This is a genomic window from Paenibacillus sp. SJS-P3 (assembly GCF_056711585.1).
The window spans coordinates 1,382,501-1,398,535 of record NZ_CM160043.1 but is presented as its reverse complement, the minus strand read 5'-3'; the positions used below and the strand labels follow the sequence as shown (position 1 = coordinate 1,398,535).

General features: G+C 54.7%; 14 protein-coding genes, 16 tRNA genes and 1 rRNA gene (1 of these 31 running past the window's edge). 4 read left to right on the top strand and 27 right to left on the bottom strand.

Annotation, left to right across the window (positions count from 1 at the left end):
* Positions 1-68 precede the first annotated feature (68 nt).
* Positions 69-281, top strand: coding sequence for a small acid-soluble spore protein SspI (gene sspI / locus AC06G8_RS06370; RefSeq protein WP_021879181.1), 213 nt, complete (start codon positions 69-71; stop codon positions 279-281).
* A 52-nt stretch (positions 282-333) separates the two neighbouring features.
* Here sspI and AC06G8_RS06365 read toward each other — a convergent pair whose 3' ends face one another.
* The 4 genes from AC06G8_RS06365 to AC06G8_RS06350 all read right to left on the bottom strand — a co-directional run bounded on the left by AC06G8_RS06365 (position 334) and on the right by AC06G8_RS06350 (position 5,357).
* A complete protein-coding gene (locus tag AC06G8_RS06365; RefSeq protein WP_447665358.1) occupies positions 334-1,917 on the bottom strand; it encodes a peptide chain release factor 3 in 1,584 nt (527 codons plus the stop codon).
* 101 nt (positions 1,918-2,018) lie between these two features.
* Positions 2,019-2,645 carry a cyclase family protein gene (locus AC06G8_RS06360; RefSeq protein WP_480284752.1) on the bottom strand — a complete coding sequence of 209 codons (627 nt, stop codon included), beginning with the start codon at positions 2,643-2,645 and terminating at the stop codon, positions 2,019-2,021.
* A gap of 188 nt (positions 2,646-2,833) precedes the next feature.
* The gene (gene zwf, locus AC06G8_RS06355; RefSeq protein WP_480284751.1) at positions 2,834-4,390 is read right to left on the bottom strand and encodes a glucose-6-phosphate dehydrogenase; all 1,557 of its coding nucleotides are present in this window, start codon (positions 4,388-4,390) and stop codon (positions 2,834-2,836) included.
* Positions 4,391-4,502: 112 nt separating this feature from the next.
* Positions 4,503-5,357, bottom strand: a complete 855-nt coding sequence (locus AC06G8_RS06350) for a hypothetical protein (RefSeq protein WP_480284750.1) — start codon at positions 5,355-5,357, stop codon at positions 4,503-4,505.
* A gap of 121 nt (positions 5,358-5,478) precedes the next feature.
* On the opposite strand from AC06G8_RS06350, the gene AC06G8_RS06345 reads away from it, so the two are divergent.
* A complete protein-coding gene (locus AC06G8_RS06345; RefSeq protein ID WP_447665361.1) occupies positions 5,479-5,871 on the top strand; it encodes a hypothetical protein in 393 nt (130 codons plus the stop codon).
* Between the two features lie 121 nt (positions 5,872-5,992).
* A complete protein-coding gene (locus tag AC06G8_RS06340; protein WP_480284749.1) occupies positions 5,993-6,673 on the top strand; it encodes a hypothetical protein in 681 nt (226 codons plus the stop codon).
* A 27-nt stretch (positions 6,674-6,700) separates the two neighbouring features.
* On the opposite strand, the gene AC06G8_RS06335 is transcribed toward AC06G8_RS06340, so the two are convergent.
* The 6 genes from AC06G8_RS06335 to AC06G8_RS06310 all read right to left on the bottom strand — a co-directional run bounded on the left by AC06G8_RS06335 (position 6,701) and on the right by AC06G8_RS06310 (position 10,752).
* Positions 6,701-7,354 carry a response regulator gene (locus AC06G8_RS06335; protein ID WP_447665371.1) on the bottom strand — a complete coding sequence of 218 codons (654 nt, stop codon included), beginning with the start codon at positions 7,352-7,354 and terminating at the stop codon, positions 6,701-6,703.
* 38 nt (positions 7,355-7,392) lie between these two features.
* Entirely contained in the window at positions 7,393-8,385 is a 993-nt protein-coding gene (locus AC06G8_RS06330; RefSeq protein ID WP_480284748.1) for a sensor histidine kinase, read from the bottom strand.
* A gap of 135 nt (positions 8,386-8,520) precedes the next feature.
* Complete coding sequence (locus AC06G8_RS06325; RefSeq protein ID WP_480284747.1) at positions 8,521-9,234, bottom strand: PspA/IM30 family protein; 714 nt, start codon at positions 9,232-9,234, stop codon at positions 8,521-8,523.
* A 4-nt stretch (positions 9,235-9,238) separates the two neighbouring features.
* Positions 9,239-9,733, bottom strand: coding sequence for a PspC domain-containing protein (locus AC06G8_RS06320; RefSeq protein ID WP_447665365.1), 495 nt, complete (start codon positions 9,731-9,733; stop codon positions 9,239-9,241).
* A 4-nt stretch (positions 9,734-9,737) separates the two neighbouring features.
* Positions 9,738-10,418 (bottom strand): PspA/IM30 family protein, encoded by a 681-nt coding sequence (locus tag AC06G8_RS06315; RefSeq protein ID WP_447665366.1) that lies wholly within the window; start codon positions 10,416-10,418, stop codon positions 9,738-9,740.
* 37 nt (positions 10,419-10,455) lie between these two features.
* Complete coding sequence (locus AC06G8_RS06310) at positions 10,456-10,752, bottom strand: LiaF transmembrane domain-containing protein (protein ID WP_447665367.1); 297 nt, start codon at positions 10,750-10,752, stop codon at positions 10,456-10,458.
* A 263-nt stretch (positions 10,753-11,015) separates the two neighbouring features.
* On the opposite strand from AC06G8_RS06310, the gene AC06G8_RS06305 reads away from it, so the two are divergent.
* Positions 11,016-11,954: an alpha/beta fold hydrolase gene (locus tag AC06G8_RS06305; protein ID WP_480284746.1), complete on the top strand. Its 939-nt coding sequence runs from the start codon at positions 11,016-11,018 to the stop codon at positions 11,952-11,954.
* A 68-nt stretch (positions 11,955-12,022) separates the two neighbouring features.
* Here the strand turns inward: AC06G8_RS06305 and AC06G8_RS06300 are convergent.
* The 17 genes from AC06G8_RS06300 to AC06G8_RS06220 all read right to left on the bottom strand — a co-directional run.
* Positions 12,023-12,105, bottom strand: a tRNA-Leu gene (locus AC06G8_RS06300).
* Between the two features lie 74 nt (positions 12,106-12,179).
* Positions 12,180-12,256 (bottom strand) — tRNA-Arg (locus AC06G8_RS06295).
* 13 nt (positions 12,257-12,269) lie between these two features.
* A tRNA-Cys gene (locus AC06G8_RS06290) sits at positions 12,270-12,343 on the bottom strand.
* A 9-nt stretch (positions 12,344-12,352) separates the two neighbouring features.
* Positions 12,353-12,427, bottom strand: a tRNA-Gly gene (locus AC06G8_RS06285).
* Between the two features lie 7 nt (positions 12,428-12,434).
* Positions 12,435-12,509 (bottom strand) — tRNA-Gln (locus AC06G8_RS06280).
* An 8-nt stretch (positions 12,510-12,517) separates the two neighbouring features.
* Positions 12,518-12,593, bottom strand: a tRNA-His gene (locus tag AC06G8_RS06275).
* A gap of 5 nt (positions 12,594-12,598) precedes the next feature.
* Positions 12,599-12,672: transfer RNA gene (locus AC06G8_RS06270), tRNA-Trp, on the bottom strand.
* Positions 12,673-12,678: 6 nt separating this feature from the next.
* Positions 12,679-12,764, bottom strand: a tRNA-Tyr gene (locus AC06G8_RS06265).
* Between the two features lie 7 nt (positions 12,765-12,771).
* A tRNA-Thr gene (locus AC06G8_RS06260) sits at positions 12,772-12,847 on the bottom strand.
* A 21-nt stretch (positions 12,848-12,868) separates the two neighbouring features.
* Positions 12,869-12,944 (bottom strand) — tRNA-Phe (locus AC06G8_RS06255).
* 20 nt (positions 12,945-12,964) lie between these two features.
* Positions 12,965-13,041: transfer RNA gene (locus AC06G8_RS06250), tRNA-Asp, on the bottom strand.
* Positions 13,042-13,045: 4 nt separating this feature from the next.
* Positions 13,046-13,122 (bottom strand) — tRNA-Met (locus tag AC06G8_RS06245).
* Between the two features lie 9 nt (positions 13,123-13,131).
* A tRNA-Val gene (locus AC06G8_RS06240) sits at positions 13,132-13,207 on the bottom strand.
* A 66-nt stretch (positions 13,208-13,273) separates the two neighbouring features.
* Positions 13,274-13,348, bottom strand: a tRNA-Glu gene (locus AC06G8_RS06235).
* Between the two features lie 5 nt (positions 13,349-13,353).
* Positions 13,354-13,444: transfer RNA gene (locus AC06G8_RS06230), tRNA-Ser, on the bottom strand.
* Between the two features lie 3 nt (positions 13,445-13,447).
* Positions 13,448-13,523, bottom strand: a tRNA-Asn gene (locus AC06G8_RS06225).
* A gap of 169 nt (positions 13,524-13,692) precedes the next feature.
* A 23S ribosomal RNA gene (locus AC06G8_RS06220) occupies positions 13,693-16,035 on the bottom strand (it continues 586 nt past the right edge of the window).

Sequence of the window (16,035 nt, the reverse complement as noted above, 5' to 3'; positions counted from 1 at the left end):
ATTCTTTACATGAACGATTCGACTGGGGGCATGCTATGGAGGAAATGACTCAAGGGGGAAATGCGTCCATGAATGAGTTCGACCTTCGCCAAGCCATCGCCCAGATCGTCAAGGACAAGTCGGAGAATGAACTTGGCGATATCATCCGTGAATCCATCGACGGCGACGAGAAAGCTCTTCCCGGTCTCGGCGTCTTGTTCGAGATGATCTGGAAAGACAGCGGCGGCCAGGAACAGCAGCAATTGATCGGCAAGCTGTACGGGCATCTCCATTCATCGTAATTGAACAGCCCCTGCCGCATTTTCGCGGCAGGGGCTGCTTTCATTCCGTTGATTATGGAGCCGTCTCCAGGAATTTGGAGGTCGGGTTCTTGTCGACAGCTGTCCGCATCGCATACTCGTTCTCGAACAAGGCGACGTAATTGTCCTTTTTGTCCTTGACGAGCGTCGAGTTGATCCGGAACTTGGACGGGTCGATCTTGTCGTCCACGATCCAACGCGCGAACTGGAAAGGCATCCTTTGAAGGATGACGTCCACGCCGTATTCGGCCTTCATGCGATACTCGAATACCTCGAACTGCAGCTGGCCGACGACGCCTAGAATCGTATCCTCGAAACCGCTGGCGGACTGGAACACCTGAATGGTGCCTTCCTCCGTCAACTGGTCGATGCCCTTCTCGTATTGCTTTTTCTTCAAGGCGTTCTTGATCGAGACCTTGGCGAAAATTTCCGGCGAGAACGTCGGCAGCTCGTCGAATACGACCGAGCTGCCCTGCGAGAGGGAATCGCCGATGCGGAAGATGCCCGGATCGAACAATCCGATGATATCTCCCGGATAAGCCGCTTCGACGATATCCCGGTCCTGCGCGAGGAACTGCTGCGGCTGGGCCAGCTTGATGTCCTTCCCGATCCGTACATGCTTGACGCTCATGCCGCGCTCGAACCGCCCGGAACAAATACGGAGAAAAGCGATGCGGTCGCGGTGAGCCGGATTCATGTTGGCTTGGATCTTGAACACGTAACCGGTGAACTTCTCGCTCGTCGGCTCGATAGGGCCTTCCGTGCTGTTGCGTGGCTCGGGCTTCGGAGCGAGCTGCAGGAAGTTCTCAAGGAAAGTCTGCACGCCGAAGTTGTTGACGGCGCTGCCGAAGAACACCGGAGTCAGCTCGCCCGCGCGAACCTTCTCGAAGTCGAACTGATCGCCCGCTACATCCAGCAGCTCAAGATCCTGCTCCAGCTGATCCGCGAGGTAATCGCCGGCCATTTCCCGAATGACCGGGTCCTTGTAATCGCCGACCTTGCGCACCTCGATGGTCGAGTGGTCATTGCCCTGGAACAGCTCGACCTGGCTCTTCATCCGATCGTAGACGCCGCACAGCTCCCGGCCCATGCCGATCGGCCAGTTCATCGGAACGGACCGGATGCCGAGCACGCGCTCCAGCTCCTCCATCAGATCGAACGGGCTTTGGCCTTCGCGGTCCAGCTTGTTGATGAACGTGAAGATCGGGATGCCGCGCCTGCGGCACACCTGAAACAGCTTGATCGTCTGGGCTTCGACGCCTTTGGCTACGTCGATCAGCATGACGGCGCTGTCGGCAGCGGTCAGGGTCCGATACGTGTCCTCGCTGAAGTCCTGGTGACCAGGCGTATCCAGGATGTTGACGCGATGTCCCTTATAGTCGAATTGCATGACGGAGGACGTTACCGAGATTCCGCGCTGCTTCTCGATCTCCATCCAGTCGGAGGTGGCGTGCTTGTTGGCTTTGCGGGCTTTGACCGAGCCGGCCTCGCGGATGGCGCCGCCGAACAGCAGCAGCTTCTCCGTCAGCGTCGTTTTGCCGGCATCCGGGTGGGAAATGATGGCGAACGTTCGCCGTTTGTCTACTTCTTGCTTGATTTCGTCGAGCAGTTTAGTCATGGTATTCCCCTTATATCGCGCTTTATTAGTCATGAAACAGGCTAGTGAGTCGCACATTGATGCGCTGCCTGCAGGATCAAATCGGTTGCATGCTGTCGCTCCTACGGTCTGCCGATGAGGATCGCCCTGGCGGGCGCTGCCTCGACTCCGCTCAGCTTGAGCGGGGCAACGACCATGAAGTAGGTTCCGGCCGACACATCCGCCAGCCTCAGTCCTTCCACGATAACGATATTATTGCGGAAGAGCGGGCGATGGGTCGGATAGTCGGGCTGCGAGCGCTCGATTCCGAGACCGTCCGTACCGATGCCGCGAACCCCTACATCAATTAAATACCGTGCGGCGTCTTCGCGCAAGTAAATAAAATCATCCTCGAACCGGCTGCTGAATGAATTGGCCGTCTTGAAAAGGACCCAATCGCCTCGCACAAGACCAAGATGCTCCAAGTCCGCCCTCGTGATGGAATCGGATACATGAGTAAGGTCGACGACGCGGGCCGTGCCCGCCAGCTCTTCCAGCCCGATCGTCTCGATTCCGGCTCCATCCTCAAGCATATGCATCGGCGCATCCACATGCGTGCCGGTGTGCAGATTCATCCGCAGCTCCGATTCATACACGCCTCCCTGGGCGAACGGCGTAACATTGCGGATCTCCGGCTTTTTGGCTTCGAGATTGGCCCATACCGCCATATCAGAATGAATGGGCATGGAAATATCATAGATTTTGAACAAGCTTCATTCCTTCCTTTCGTCAAATAACGCTTCAATCCTGTCCGTAGCCGGACAGGATTGAACGTTGAAGCTTATGAACTCCTCACCTCGCTGCGGTGATTGAGTCGGTGCATGAGAGACGCCGCCTGCTGCGGTACGCCTCCAAGTGACGCAAGCTTGATCGCGATCACCCTCTGGGAGCCGCCGCTTTACTTCGCTCCGCCGCTGATCCAGATGACGTTGTCTTCCGCTTGGCCGTTGACAGGCCACCAGAAGAAGCCTTCTTTGTGAAGAAGCTCATCCGTAGCTTCCGGTCCCCAGGACCCGGCTGGATAGGAAAGCAGATCCTCTCCAGATTCTCTCCAGGCGGCCGCTATGCGGTCCACGAACGTCCACGCTGCCGCAACCTCGTCCCAGCGGGTGAAGTATGTCGAATCGCCGCGCGCCGCATCGTAGATCAGCAGCTCATAAGCTTCCGGCGTGTTGATGCCGACCTGGCAGCTCTGGCAGAATTCCATGGCGACAGGCTGAACCTCGTTGTCCGCTCCCGGCTTCTTGGCGTTGATCTTCAGGTAGATGCCTTCCATCGGATTGACGCGGATGACGAGCAGGTTCGGACCCAGCTTATGCCGCTTGGCGAACAGGACGTTGTCTGGAACGTTTTTGAACTCGATGACGATCTCGGTCGTTTTGACCGGCAGCCGCTTGCCCGTGCGGATGAAGAACGGAACCCCCGCCCAGCGGAAGTTGTCCACAAGCACTTTGGCGGCAAAATAAGTCTCCGTCTTGGATTCCGGATTCACGCTGTCTTCCTGGCGATAGCCCGGAAGCTCCTTGCCTTTGGACTGGCCGGAGGAGTACTGCGCCCGCACGACATTATCGCGGACTTCCTCGCTTGACGCGTACTGGCGGAGGGAGCGCAGAACCTTGACCTTCTCGTCGCGGAGACTTTCCGGATGCAGCCGTCCCGGAGGTTCCATGGCAATCATCGTGATCATCTGCAGAATATGGTTCTGCCCCATGTCCCGAAGCGCGCCGGAATTGTCGTAATAGCCGCCCCGCTCCTCTACGCCGACCGTTTCGGACAGCGTAATCTGGACATTGGCGATATGATCCTTGTTCCAGAGAGGTTCGAACAGCTGGTTGGCAAAACGCAGGACCTGAATGTTCTGGACCATTTCCTTGCCGAGGTAGTGGTCGATCCGGTAGACCTCTTCTTCCTTGAACACTTGGCTGATCTGTCCGTTCAGCTCGCGGGCCGATTCCAGATCATAGCCGAAAGGCTTCTCGATGACGAGCTTATGCCATCCCTTGGATTCCAGAAGGCCTCCGTCGCGAAGATTGAACGACACCGGACCGAAAAGCTCCGGAGCGAGAGCAAGATAGAACAGCCGGTTGCCTTCGATGCCGAATTTCTCGTCCAGCTCCGAGGAGAGCTGATTCAGCTCCCGGAAGCCGTCGACGTTATGGATATCGAGCGGCTTGTAGACGAAGTGGTCGGCGAATTTCTGCCATACCTCCGCATCGGTCGGCTTGTACCGGCAAAATTCCATGATGGACTCGTATACGTCCTGGCGGAACTGCTCATTGTCCCGCGCACGGCGGGCGAGTCCGACAACTGCGAAATTCTCTGCCAGCTTGCCTTCTTTATATAAGGAGAACAGCGCCGGGAACAGCTTCCTCCGCGCCAGATCGCCCGTGGCTCCGAACAGATAATAGACCGCGCCTTCAGCAGCCGATGATTCCTGTTTGCTAGAGTAGTTCATGTTCCCTCATTCTTTCGTCATAAATTTTTGGATGCATCAGCTTGATATGGTATGTAGTGTATCATAACGATGCGGGAATCGCCATTCATGGCGGCCAATCTTCATGGGGCCTTCACGTACCCTCTGTCCCGCTCTCCGAAAGGTCTCCCGTGATGAGCGGAATGCCGGCCGTGATCTCTGCAGGGAAGCCCGCATCGCCTCCGCTATGCTCCGCCAGCTGGATGCCGGCTGACGGGCTCCCTTCCTTGCCTTCTCCAAGCCGCATGGCTCCTGCCAATGCAGTCGAGCTGTACGTCCGGACAATCGTTCTGGAATCCTTATATTCATCCAGAGCGACTCCTGCCGCCTTTTGCGCAATGCGGCCAGCGGCGCCGATCCGGATAGCCCTGCCGTACAGCTTGATGCTCATCATCGGCTCGGAGCCCGTGCCGGTCGCGGTCAGTGCCGCATTAACCTCGATCATTTCATTCAAGATAGCTTGAAGCTCGGCTGCAGGCGGAGCGTGGTAGGTCATGACGGCTGGCCTCGCCGCTTCCCTGTTCTCAGGATCCGTGCCGAGCAGCTGCAATTTAAGCGTGCCGTCCGCCGATGAACGCGCCGCTTCCCATAGGATGCCCCCGCTGGTTTTGTTTTCATCCTTCCCGCCGGCAAAGTCTTTCGCGTCAGCCGTCATGCCGAGTACTTCCGCCGTCTTGGCCGCCTGATCCGCCGTCATCCCCTCCACGCTCCAGCGCAAATGCCAGGAGGCCGCTCTGGATCCGCCTCCCAGCTCGGCGTCTGCCCAATTCCACAGCTTCTCCATATCCTCGCCGGTTGCGGAGGACATCTGAACGTCCGGCTCTTTCGGTGCCGTCACGCTCCAGCCGATCGAACCTTTGCCGCCGGCTGTATAGATCGTAGCGAGAACGGCTAGCGCAAGAAAGGCCAGCATAACGCCTGCGCCTTGTTTGGCTCGCATATTGCTCATCATAGCCCCTCCATTCTTATTGTCCGTTAACGGGGTATTTGATCGTACGCATCAGCCATCAGTTGAATATAATGCATCATTCCATCTATCAAGGAAAACCAGAAAGGATGAGCAACGGAAAATGGAACCTATTCGGCCCTTGCACGAAGAACATGTCAAGCGTTTCTGCGGAATGCCGGTATGCGCCATTCTCAAGGACGGCACCCGCCATATGGGTATTCTCACCGCTTGCCATGGCGGGCGGGTCTATCTGAACGGCGGCGAAGAGCTTCATAAGCGCCAGCAGCAAGGAATCGGGATTTTAGGGAAGCCTGCAAAAGGCAAAGCAAAAAAATCCAAAGCTTCCAAACCCGAGAAGGAGCAAGTTCTGGAGCAGGAAGTCCATACTCAGGCTTATCCATACGGCCCTGGTCCCTATGGCGGCCGAGGTCCGTACGGATACGGATACGGATACGGATACGGCGCTGCAGTCGGCGTCGACCTCGCACTCCTCGCATTCCTGCTGCTGATCTGACAAACCGGCGATAGTCGAACAGCCCGCTGACGTTTCCGGGACAGGAAGCTTCGGCAGGCTGTTTCTCTATGGAGCTTATAGGGGTAATGAATTCCAATTCCAGCCTGAGGGAGGCTTCCTGATGATAGGTCCTTTGCGTCGAATGAACCGCATCTTCCATGTGGAAAAAGTAACGCCGACAGTCCCCGTTGCCCCTGTCGCTCGAGAGCGGGAAGATGCAGGCTTGTCCGACCATCGCATGGATGGCATGACAACCCGGTTCGTCTCTGACTTTCGCCTGACTGCATCCTGGCTCCAGGCTGCGAGCCGACTGCGTCCGCTCATCCAGAACATGCGCCGCCGGCGCCTGCAGCTGCTGAGCGACGGAGCGGCAGGAATTGATCTCTCGGGACTCGCTGAGACGGTATACGAGCTTGCGGAACGATGGAACGATCTGGAGCTGCTTTATTTCCGCTGCAGACCTGGCCTCAATCCTTCCATTGAGACCGACCTGCGCTCCATGCGATCCCATCCTGCCGCTCGTCATGCCGGATTGGACATGAACAGGCAAGGGGAATGGAGAGTCAATCCCATCGCCCTCAACCAGCAGCTTGAGAACCGCCCCGATGCTGTGCTTCGAGCCTTGTTCTCGTCGGAAGGACTGCTTCCATACGCCGATCAGCTGCTCGCCTCATTCGAAGCACAGCCTGCAGCATCCCTTATCGATCATTCCAATCTGCCTTCGGCGGGAACCTATAACGAGGACGGGGTTCTCGATGGGATGACGCATCGTCCGGTCTCGTCATTCAGCTTCTTAGCTTAGGCCTCTTAAGCGCCTCGTGCTGAATTCTTAGTCCACGGCCAGATCATGTTTGTGCGCATATATAGCCGCCTGCGTGCGATCCTCTACGCCGAGCTTGTTGAGCACGTTGGTCACATGGAATTTGACGGTCTTGATGCTGATGAACAGCTTGTCGGCGATATCCTGATTGGACAAGCCCTGCGCGACCAGCATGAGCACATCCATTTCCCGCTCGGTAAGATCTTCATGAGGCGGTTTCTGGACTGGCTGCTTGGGTTGACGGAGCCTGCTCATCATTTTGGCTGCCACCTGGGATTCCAGCACGGATTGTCCTCTTGCCGCAGCCCGAATCGCTTCGGCTATTTCGCTTGCCCGTGAAGTTTTGAGCAGGTAGCTGAACGCTCCTGCTTCAATGACCGGGTACATCTTGCTGTCGTCGAGATAGCTCGTAAGCACGATGACCTTGCAATCCGGCATGATCTCCATCAGCCTCCGGGTCGTTTCGACTCCGTCCATCTCTTCCATGACCAGATCCATCAGCACGACATCCGGGGTGTAAGCGGTAGCCAACCTGATTCCTTCGGTTCCGTTGCCGGCCTCTCCCACAACCTCGATGCCCTCTTCCGTATCGAGCACCGCTGCAAGACCGATCCGAACCATCTCATGGTCGTCTACAAGCAGCACCTTGATCGGCCTTGCCATTCCGCTGTCCCGCTCCATTCGTTCCGGCATGCTCATGGTTAGAATCCGCCCTTTCCGTCTTCCAGGGGAAGCCACATTTCAATGGCCGTTCCTTCGCCCGGAGCCGTATGAATTTGTATGTTGCCGCCAAGCTCATGAATCCGCTCTTCCATCGTCAGCAAGCCGTAGGAGGCCTGTTTCTTTTCTTCCAGATCGAAGCCGACGCCATTATCGGCAAAGCTCAGCTTGGCTTTGGCTCCATCCCGCTCCAGCCTCATGACCATCTTGCTGGCTTTGGCATGGCGCAGAGCGTTGGACAACGCCTCTTGGGCAATCCGGAACAAATGATCCTCGGCACTGGGGCGGAACAGAACGGTCGGATCAACATCAACCGTAATGTCCATCGGGACCTTTGCTTTCAGCTCCCCGACCAGCCGTTCAAGCGCCTGGGCCAAGTTTTTGCCATCCAAATGAACAGGACGCAAATGAAGCAGAAGCGCTCTCATTTCGGATTGGGCCACGGCCGCCATTTCCTCTATCAGCTGCACCTGCCTGCGTGCACGCTCCCAATCCTTCTCGATCGTCCGGCTTACCGCTGTTGCGGTCATAGAAATGGCGAACAGCTGCTGGCTTACGGCGTCATGCAGCTCGCGAGCCAAACGCTGCCGCTCTTCGATGACAGCGGTGAACTTGACCTGCTCCCGCCACTCTTCCTGCTCCTCGGTTTCTTCCGGACGGGATCCCTCTCCCTCGGGAGAATGGGGAATGGTAATCGATTTGCGCCTGCTCTGCTGCTGGTTCAGCTTGCGGAGAGCTTCTCTAAGCTTGGACGTCTGGAGATAGCTGTTCAGCACAGCACCGGCGAGCGCCGCCGCAATTACCGCCAGCCCGTATAACGCCCCTTTTCCTTGTATGGCAAAGAATTCGACATATCCGGTTCCTTGCAGCACGATGAGCAGCAATCCAAGGATGATAAGCAGCCACAGTACCGTTTCAAGAACGTTTTTCTTTGTAGGTCCCTGACCCTTTCCTGGAGGCTTTTTGGCAGCCACAACGATACTCCCCCTTCTTTCTCTCTCTACTTTACCTGTCCGGCGTCAACGGTTCAAGCATTCATCCGCTGCAAGCAAACAAGCCTCGGAACCAGGCGGCTGCGCCGCCGTGTCCGAGGCTTGCGATAGCAAAGCTTAATTCGCTGCGTCTTCTTGTGCAGCACTTGCCTGAGGAGGATTCAGCTTGTTTTTGAGCTGCTGCAGCTGTTCTTCTACCTTCAGCTGGTTCTCTGGACGGATGGAGGCAGCTCCCTCCGCTTTATAGCCGCTTCCGTAAGGTCTGCGGAGAACATCGGCTTCGGCCTCCATCTGCATGATCTTTTCTTCCATGCGGCCGAATCCGCGGGATGCAGTGCCGGTATCGATGGAGCCGACATTGGCCGATGCCTGCGACATCTGCTTTTTCGCCTTTGCCATTTGGGCACGAGCGGCCAGCTCGTTGCGTTTGTTGCGAAGCTGGTAGTACTCGTCTTTCATGCCGTACAGCTGCTGCTTCAGCTCGTCGGCTTGGCTCTTCGCTTCCAGAGTAAGCTGGCTGTATTCTTGCACTTTCTCCTCGAAATACAGCTTTTCTTCCAGAAGCTTGCGGGCGAGATCCTCTTGGCCGGAACGAAGAGCCGTTTCTGCTTTGCTGTCACGATCCGAGACGCTTCTTGCCGCTTCGTCGAAGCGCTGCTGCATGCGGCGCTCGTTGGCCATTTGCTTCGCTACCGTAACCTCGGCCTGGTGGATTTCCTGCTCCATGTCGCGGAGGTATTGGTTCAGCATAACGACCGGATCTTCCATTTTATCCAGTGCCTCGTGCATCGAAGCTTTTGTAATATCTTTCAGGCGTTTGAAAATACCCATGTTGTTATTCTCCCTTCTCATACTTCGAAAGTTTGGCTTTCAGTTCTTCCAGCTCGTTGCGCAGAGCTTTCTTCTCCAGGTCATCCATCATCTTGTCCAAGTCTGCCTGGCGGTTGCTGTCGGACTGCCATCCTGCCGTTGTCGGACCTTCCTGGTATTGCGGAGGGTTGCGGTAAGGGCCGCCATGCTGGCCGCCTCCTGCGCCTTGGCCGAATCCTGTGCGGCTGCGGCCTTGATCGTTGTGTCCTCCATAGAAGTCGCCGCTCCGTCCATCCTGATAAGACCCGAAGTTTCCTGGAGGAAACTGGTTATAGTCATGCTCCTTCGGAATTACCAGCGCCGCCAGGATATAGATGGCAATGGCTGCGCCGCTTGTGCAGACGGCAAGGATGATTGTCAGGATACGAAGCAGATTGGCATCCACATTGAAGTAATCCGACAGCCCGCCGCATAATCCGAACAGAACTTTTTTTCGTCTGGAGCGAAATAATTGCTTCATGATGTTAGGTTCCTCCTTGTCCCAGCTTTCTCTTCAGCTGTTCCAATTCCATTTCTACTGCCGTTTGATAGGAAGAGTTGCCGGCATGGCCTACGGTACCTTCGCTGCGAAGATCCCTGAGGCTGCGCGCTTCGTGCTCCATATCCGTGATCCGATCGTCGAGCCTGCGGAACATGCCATCCGGCTTGCCGCCGGGCTGGCCGGAAACGGCTCCTGTGTAACGGGCGTTCATTCGCTGCTGCAGCTTCAGAGATTCCATGCGAGCCGCATAGTACTCTCGCTTGTCATACACGATCTGGTACTCGCTTCTCATCTCCTGAAGATTTCTTTCCAGGTCTTCCACGCTCTGGCGGCCTTGCTCGTACAGATCGCGATACTGCTTGGCGCGTTCCTCTGCAGATGCTTTCTCATGAAGGGCTATGCGGGCCAACTGCTCTTCGCCGGCTTTAAGCGCGGTGACGGCTTGCTGCTCCCGCTTTTCCTTCTGCTGCTCAGCGGTGAGCCATTGCATTTTCAATTGCTGGTTATGGGAAGAATACTGCTGGTACAGACGCTCCGATTGAATGATCTCTTCCCGTGTCGACCACAGGAACTGATCGATCAGCCGTACCGGATCTTCTGCTTTCTCTAGGTGCTCGTTCAGTGTTGCGATCGTTATGTCTCTGACTCTGCGGATAATACTCATATTTGTCCTCCTCTAACGGTTGCTCTCTTTCTTTTCGTTAATGAATCCTTTTTCCTTTAAAGAGGGAGACTCCCCATACAATCAGTCCGACTGCGAACAGCAGCATGATCAGAGGCGTTAATTTTCCAAGCAGCCAAATGGCTCCTACGAAGAGAAGAACTCCGCCTACGATCCGGTTGCCGTTCCTCCAGCCGATGACTCCAAGTCCCAGAACAATAAGAGGGAAGATCAAGGATACGGCCCAACTGATCAAATGACCCAATCCGAGAAATTTCATGGCCAGCAATGCGCCTGCCACAACCAAAATGATGCCTACCGTTGAATTGCGTTTCATCTCTGATTGCCACCGCCTTTCGATTCGCATATATGCTCTCTTGCTTATGTCCTTATTTTAGGCCATCCCAGCAAAGTTCAAAACGGACTTGCGAACGTTTCTATACCTGGACTGAGGTCGGGGAGAGTCTCCGTCCTGGAATTGGGAAGGGCTGCGACCTACTTATGACAAGCCTGAAACGTTGAAATCAGAGGTCCATATTTAATGGATACAGGTTTATACTAGTAAAGAAGAAGGGCTATATCTACGTAAGGGGTGCAGCTATGGAATCCACCGTCGACCATGCTTCCTATTTCATGGATACCGCAACAAAATCCAAACGGCTTCATGTGATGGAATGGCGTCCTTCCGGAACAGCTAGAGCCATCATTCAATTAAGCCATGGCATGGCCGAACACGTCGCAAGGTATGACTCCTTTGCAAGGGAGATGGCCCAGGACGGATATATCCTTATCGGCCATGACCACATCGGACATGGTCTATCTGCAGGAGTAGGCGGTTTAGGCCATATGCCAGCATCAGGAGGATGGCAGGAGGCTTCCATGGACCTTCAGCGAATAGCGCTTCATGCGAAGGATCGGTTTCCAAATTTGCCACTCCTATTATTCGGGCACAGCATGGGATCCTTTCTGGCGAGAACCTGCCTGATCGATGCTCCGGACTTATGGCAGGCTTGCATTTTGAGCGGGACAGCCTGGAATCCTGCCCTTGCATTGGTCGCAGGCCAAACCTTGATTCGGCTTGAGATGATGCTGAGAGGTGAACATGCCCGCTCCGAGTTGTTGAACAAAATCATTTTCGGTTCCTACAACAAGAAATTCAAGCCTAATCGAACCCGTTACGACTGGCTTACGGTAGATGAAGGCAATGTGGACCGTTATATTGCGGATCCGAATTGCGGATTCATCCCTTCTGTCGGTTTTTTCAGCAGCTTGATTGCAACCGGAATCCCTTACATTCAGGATCGGAATCATCTAGCTAAAATGAACAAAACGATGCCCGTATATTTCTTTTCCGGCACCGATGATCCGGTCGGCCAATATGGCAAAGGCGTTGAACGTACGTTTCAAGCTTTTTTGGATGCCGGGATGAGCGACGTCACGATGAAGCTTTACCCAGATGTCCGTCATGAGGCTATTCAAGAATCGAATCGGAATGATATACGGGAAGATCTCAAGCTTTGGCTGATTTCCAAACTTTAATTTTTTTAGTGGATGCAAAAGAAAAAGGCTTGTAGAACCGCATAAGCGATTCTACAAGCCTTTTTGAATGCTGGTGAAGGGACTCGAACCCCCACTCCGTCTCCGGAAGCGGATTTTGAGTCCGCCGCGTCTGCCATTCCGCCACACCAGCACATATAAAATTTCCTATTCACTCTATTATTTCAAGAGGCAGAGGAATCAAACTTCATTTAAATGGATAGATAATGGCGTGCCCTAAGAGATTCGAACTCCTGACCTTTTGATTCGTAGTCAAATGCTCTATCCAGCTGAGCTAAGGGCACACGTTAGATAAGATGGAGGCGCCACCCAGACTCGAACTGGGGGTAGAGCTTTTGCAGAGCTCTGCCTTACCACTTGGCTATGGCGCCATAAAACAATGGAGCGGAAGACGGGAATCGAACCCGCGACCCTCGCCTTGGCAAGGCGATGCTCTACCGCTGAGCCACTTCCGCAAATAAATGGCTGGGGATTCAGGGATCGAACCTGAGAATGACGGAGTCAAAGTCCGTTGCCTTACCGCTTGGCTAATCCCCAATAAAACATGGGGCGATCGAGGGGAATTGAACCCCCGAATGCCGGAACCACAATCCGGTGCGTTAACCACTTCGCCACGATCGCCATACTGGCAGGGGCAGCAGGAATTGAACCCACACTAACGGTTTTGGAGACCGCTGTTCTACCTTTAAACTATGCCCCTAAAAACTGGTGGAGGATGATGGATTCGAACCACCGAACTCGTCAGAGAACAGATTTACAGTCTGCTGCGTTTGGCCACTTCGCTAATCCTCCAAAAAAATGGTGCCGCCGAGAGGACTTGAACCCCCAACCTACTGATTACAAGTCAGTTGCTCTACCAGTTGAGCTACAGCGGCATATTCAATTATCAAAAAACATGGTGGCTCGGGACGGAATCGAACCGCCGACACAAGGATTTTCAGTCCTTTGCTCTACCAACTGAGCTACCGAGCCTGAATGCTTATTGAAAAAAATGGCGGAGCTGACGGGATTCGAACCCGCGGTCTCCTGCGTGACAGGCAGGCATGTTAGGCCTCTACACCACAGCTCCATATTGGTTGCGGGGACAGGATTTGAACCTGTGACCTTCGGGTTATGAGCCCGACGAGCTACCGGACTGCTCCACCCCGCGGTAGTTCAATGGTGGAAGCTGAGGGGATCGAACCCCCGACCCTCTGCTTGTAAGGCAGATGCTCTCCCAGCTGAGCTAAGCTTCCATATGAAGAACAACATGTTATTTACTATAACTTATCAAGGCTATGTAATCAAGCCAGATAAGAAAGTGGTGACCCGTAGGGGATTCGAACCCCTGTTACCTCCGTGAAAGGGAGGTGTCTTAACCCCTTGACCAACGGGCCATATCTGGCGGAGAGCGAGGGATTCGAACCCTCGATACGCGATTAACGTATACACGATTTCCAATCGTGCTCCTTCGACCACTCGGACAGCTCTCCAGATGGCTCCCCGAACAGGACTCGAACCTGTGACAACTCGATTAACAGTCGAGTGCTCTACCAACTGAGCTATCAGGGAATATGCGGTTTGCATTCAAAGCTTGCGCCTTGAAAACTGGATCGAACGAATATGGATGCTGAGTCCATTTGCTTTTCTTACATGGCTAGTGAATCGTATTCCGATTCATTCTCGCCATGTCTCGCTCACGTTCATCGTCTTGCGATGATCTCCCGTGATGCTTGATCCATAGGATAAGCCCTCGACCGATTAGTATTCGTCAGCTGCACGCATTGCTGCGCTTCCACCCCGAACCTATCAACCTGGTCGTCTACCAGGGGTCTTACATACTGGGAAATCTCATCTTGAGGGGGGCTTCGCGCTTAGATGCTTTCAGCGCTTATCCCGTCCGTACGTAGCTACCCAGCGGTGCTCCTGGCGGAACAACTGGTACACCAGCGGTACGTCCATCCCGGTCCTCTCGTACTAAGGACAGCTCCTCTCAAATTTCCTGCGCCCACGACAGATAGGGACCGAACTGTCTCACGACGTTCTGAACCCAGCTCGCGTACCGCTTTAATGGGCGAACAGCCCAACCCTTGGGACCTACTTCAGCCCCAGGATGCGATGAGCCGACATCGAGGTGCCAAACCTCCCCGTCGATGTGGACTCTTGGGGGAGATAAGCCTGTTATCCCCAGGGTAGCTTTTATCCGTTGAGCGATGGCCCTTCCATTCGGTACCACCGGATCACTAAGCCCGACTTTCGTCCCTGCTCGACTTGTAGGTCTCGCAGTCAAGCTCCCTTATGCCTTTGCACGCTGCGAATGATTTCCAACCATTCTGAGGGAACCTTTGGGCGCCTCCGTTACATTTTAGGAGGCGACCGCCCCAGTCAAACTGCCCGCCTGACACGGTCCCTGTACCGGCTTCACGGTACCAGGTTAGAACTCCGATACGATCAGGGTGGTATCCCAACGGTGCCTCCACCGAAGCTGGCGCTCCGGCTTCTAAGGCTCCCACCTATCCTGTACAGATCGTACCAAAGTCCAATATCAAGCTGCAGTAAAGCTCCATGGGGTCTTTCCGTCTTGTCGCGGGTAACCTGCATCTTCACAGGTATTAAAATTTCACCGGATCTCTCGTTGAGACAGCGCCCAAGTCGTTACGCCATTCGTGCGGGTCAGAATTTACCTGACAAGGAATTTCGCTACCTTAGGACCGTTATAGTTACGGCCGCCGTTTACTGGGGCTTCGGTTCACAGCTTCGGGTTGCCCCTAACCGCTCCCCTTAACCTTCCAGCACCGGGCAGGCGTCAGCCCGTATACTTCGCCTTACGGCTTCGCACAGACCTGTGTTTTTGCTAAACAGTCGCTTGGGCCTTTTCACTGCGGCCCCCTCGGGCTATTCACCCTACCGAGGCACCCCTTCTCCCGAAGTTACGGGGTCATGTTGCCGAGTTCCTTAACGAGAGTTACTCCGCGCGCCTTAGCATGCTCTGCTCGCCTACCTGTGTCGGTTTGCGGTACGGGCACCTTCGCCTGGCTAGAAGCTTTTCTTGGCAGCTGGAGATCATGACCTTCGGTACTAAAGTTTCCCTCCCCATCACAGCCCAGCCTTACGGTTTGCGGATTTGCCAACAAACCAGCCTCACTGCTTGGACGGACACATCCATCGGTCCGCGTCACTACCCTTCTGCGTCACTCCATTGCTCGTAACGGCTTGCGGTGGTACAGGAATATCAACCTGTTGTCCTTCGACTACGCCTTTCGGCCTCGCCTTAGGTCCCGACTTACCCTGAGCGGACGAACCTTCCTCAGGAACCCTTAGGCTTACGGCGGATCAGATTCTCACTGATCTTTTCGTTACTCATACCGGCATTCTCACTTGTGTACTGTCCACCAGTCCTTACGGTCTGACTTCAACCTATACACAACGCTCCCCTACCCAAGTACCAAATGGTACATGCCATAGCTTCGGTGGTGTGTTTAGCCCCGTTACATTTTCGGCGCAGAGTCACTCGACCAGTGAGCTATTACGCACTCTTTAAATGGTGGCTGCTTCTAAGCCAACATCCTGGTTGTCTGGGCAACTCCACATCCTTTCCCACTTAACACACACTTGGGGACCTTAGCTGATGATCTGGGCTGTTTCCCTCTTGACGATGGATCTTAGCACTCACCGTCTGACTCCCGGTTATACATGACTGGCATTCGGAGTTTGACTGGACTTGGTAACCCTTGGCGGGCCCCGCACCCAATCAGTGCTCTACCTCCAGCATGCTCAACACCGAGGCTAGCCCTAAAGCTATTTCGGGGAGAACCAGCTATTTCCGAGTTCGATTGGAATTTCTCCGCTACCCCCACCTCATCCCCGAATTTTTCAACATTCGTGGGTTCGGGCCTCCAGTGCGTGTTACCGCACCTTCACCCTGGACAGGGGTAGATCACACGGTTTCGGGTCTACACCCACGTACTATGGCGCCCTATTCAGACTCGCTTTCGCTGCGGCTCCGTCTTCCCGACTTAACCTTGCACGTGAACGTAACTCGCCGGTTCATTCTACAAAAGGCACGCCATCACCCATATAGAGG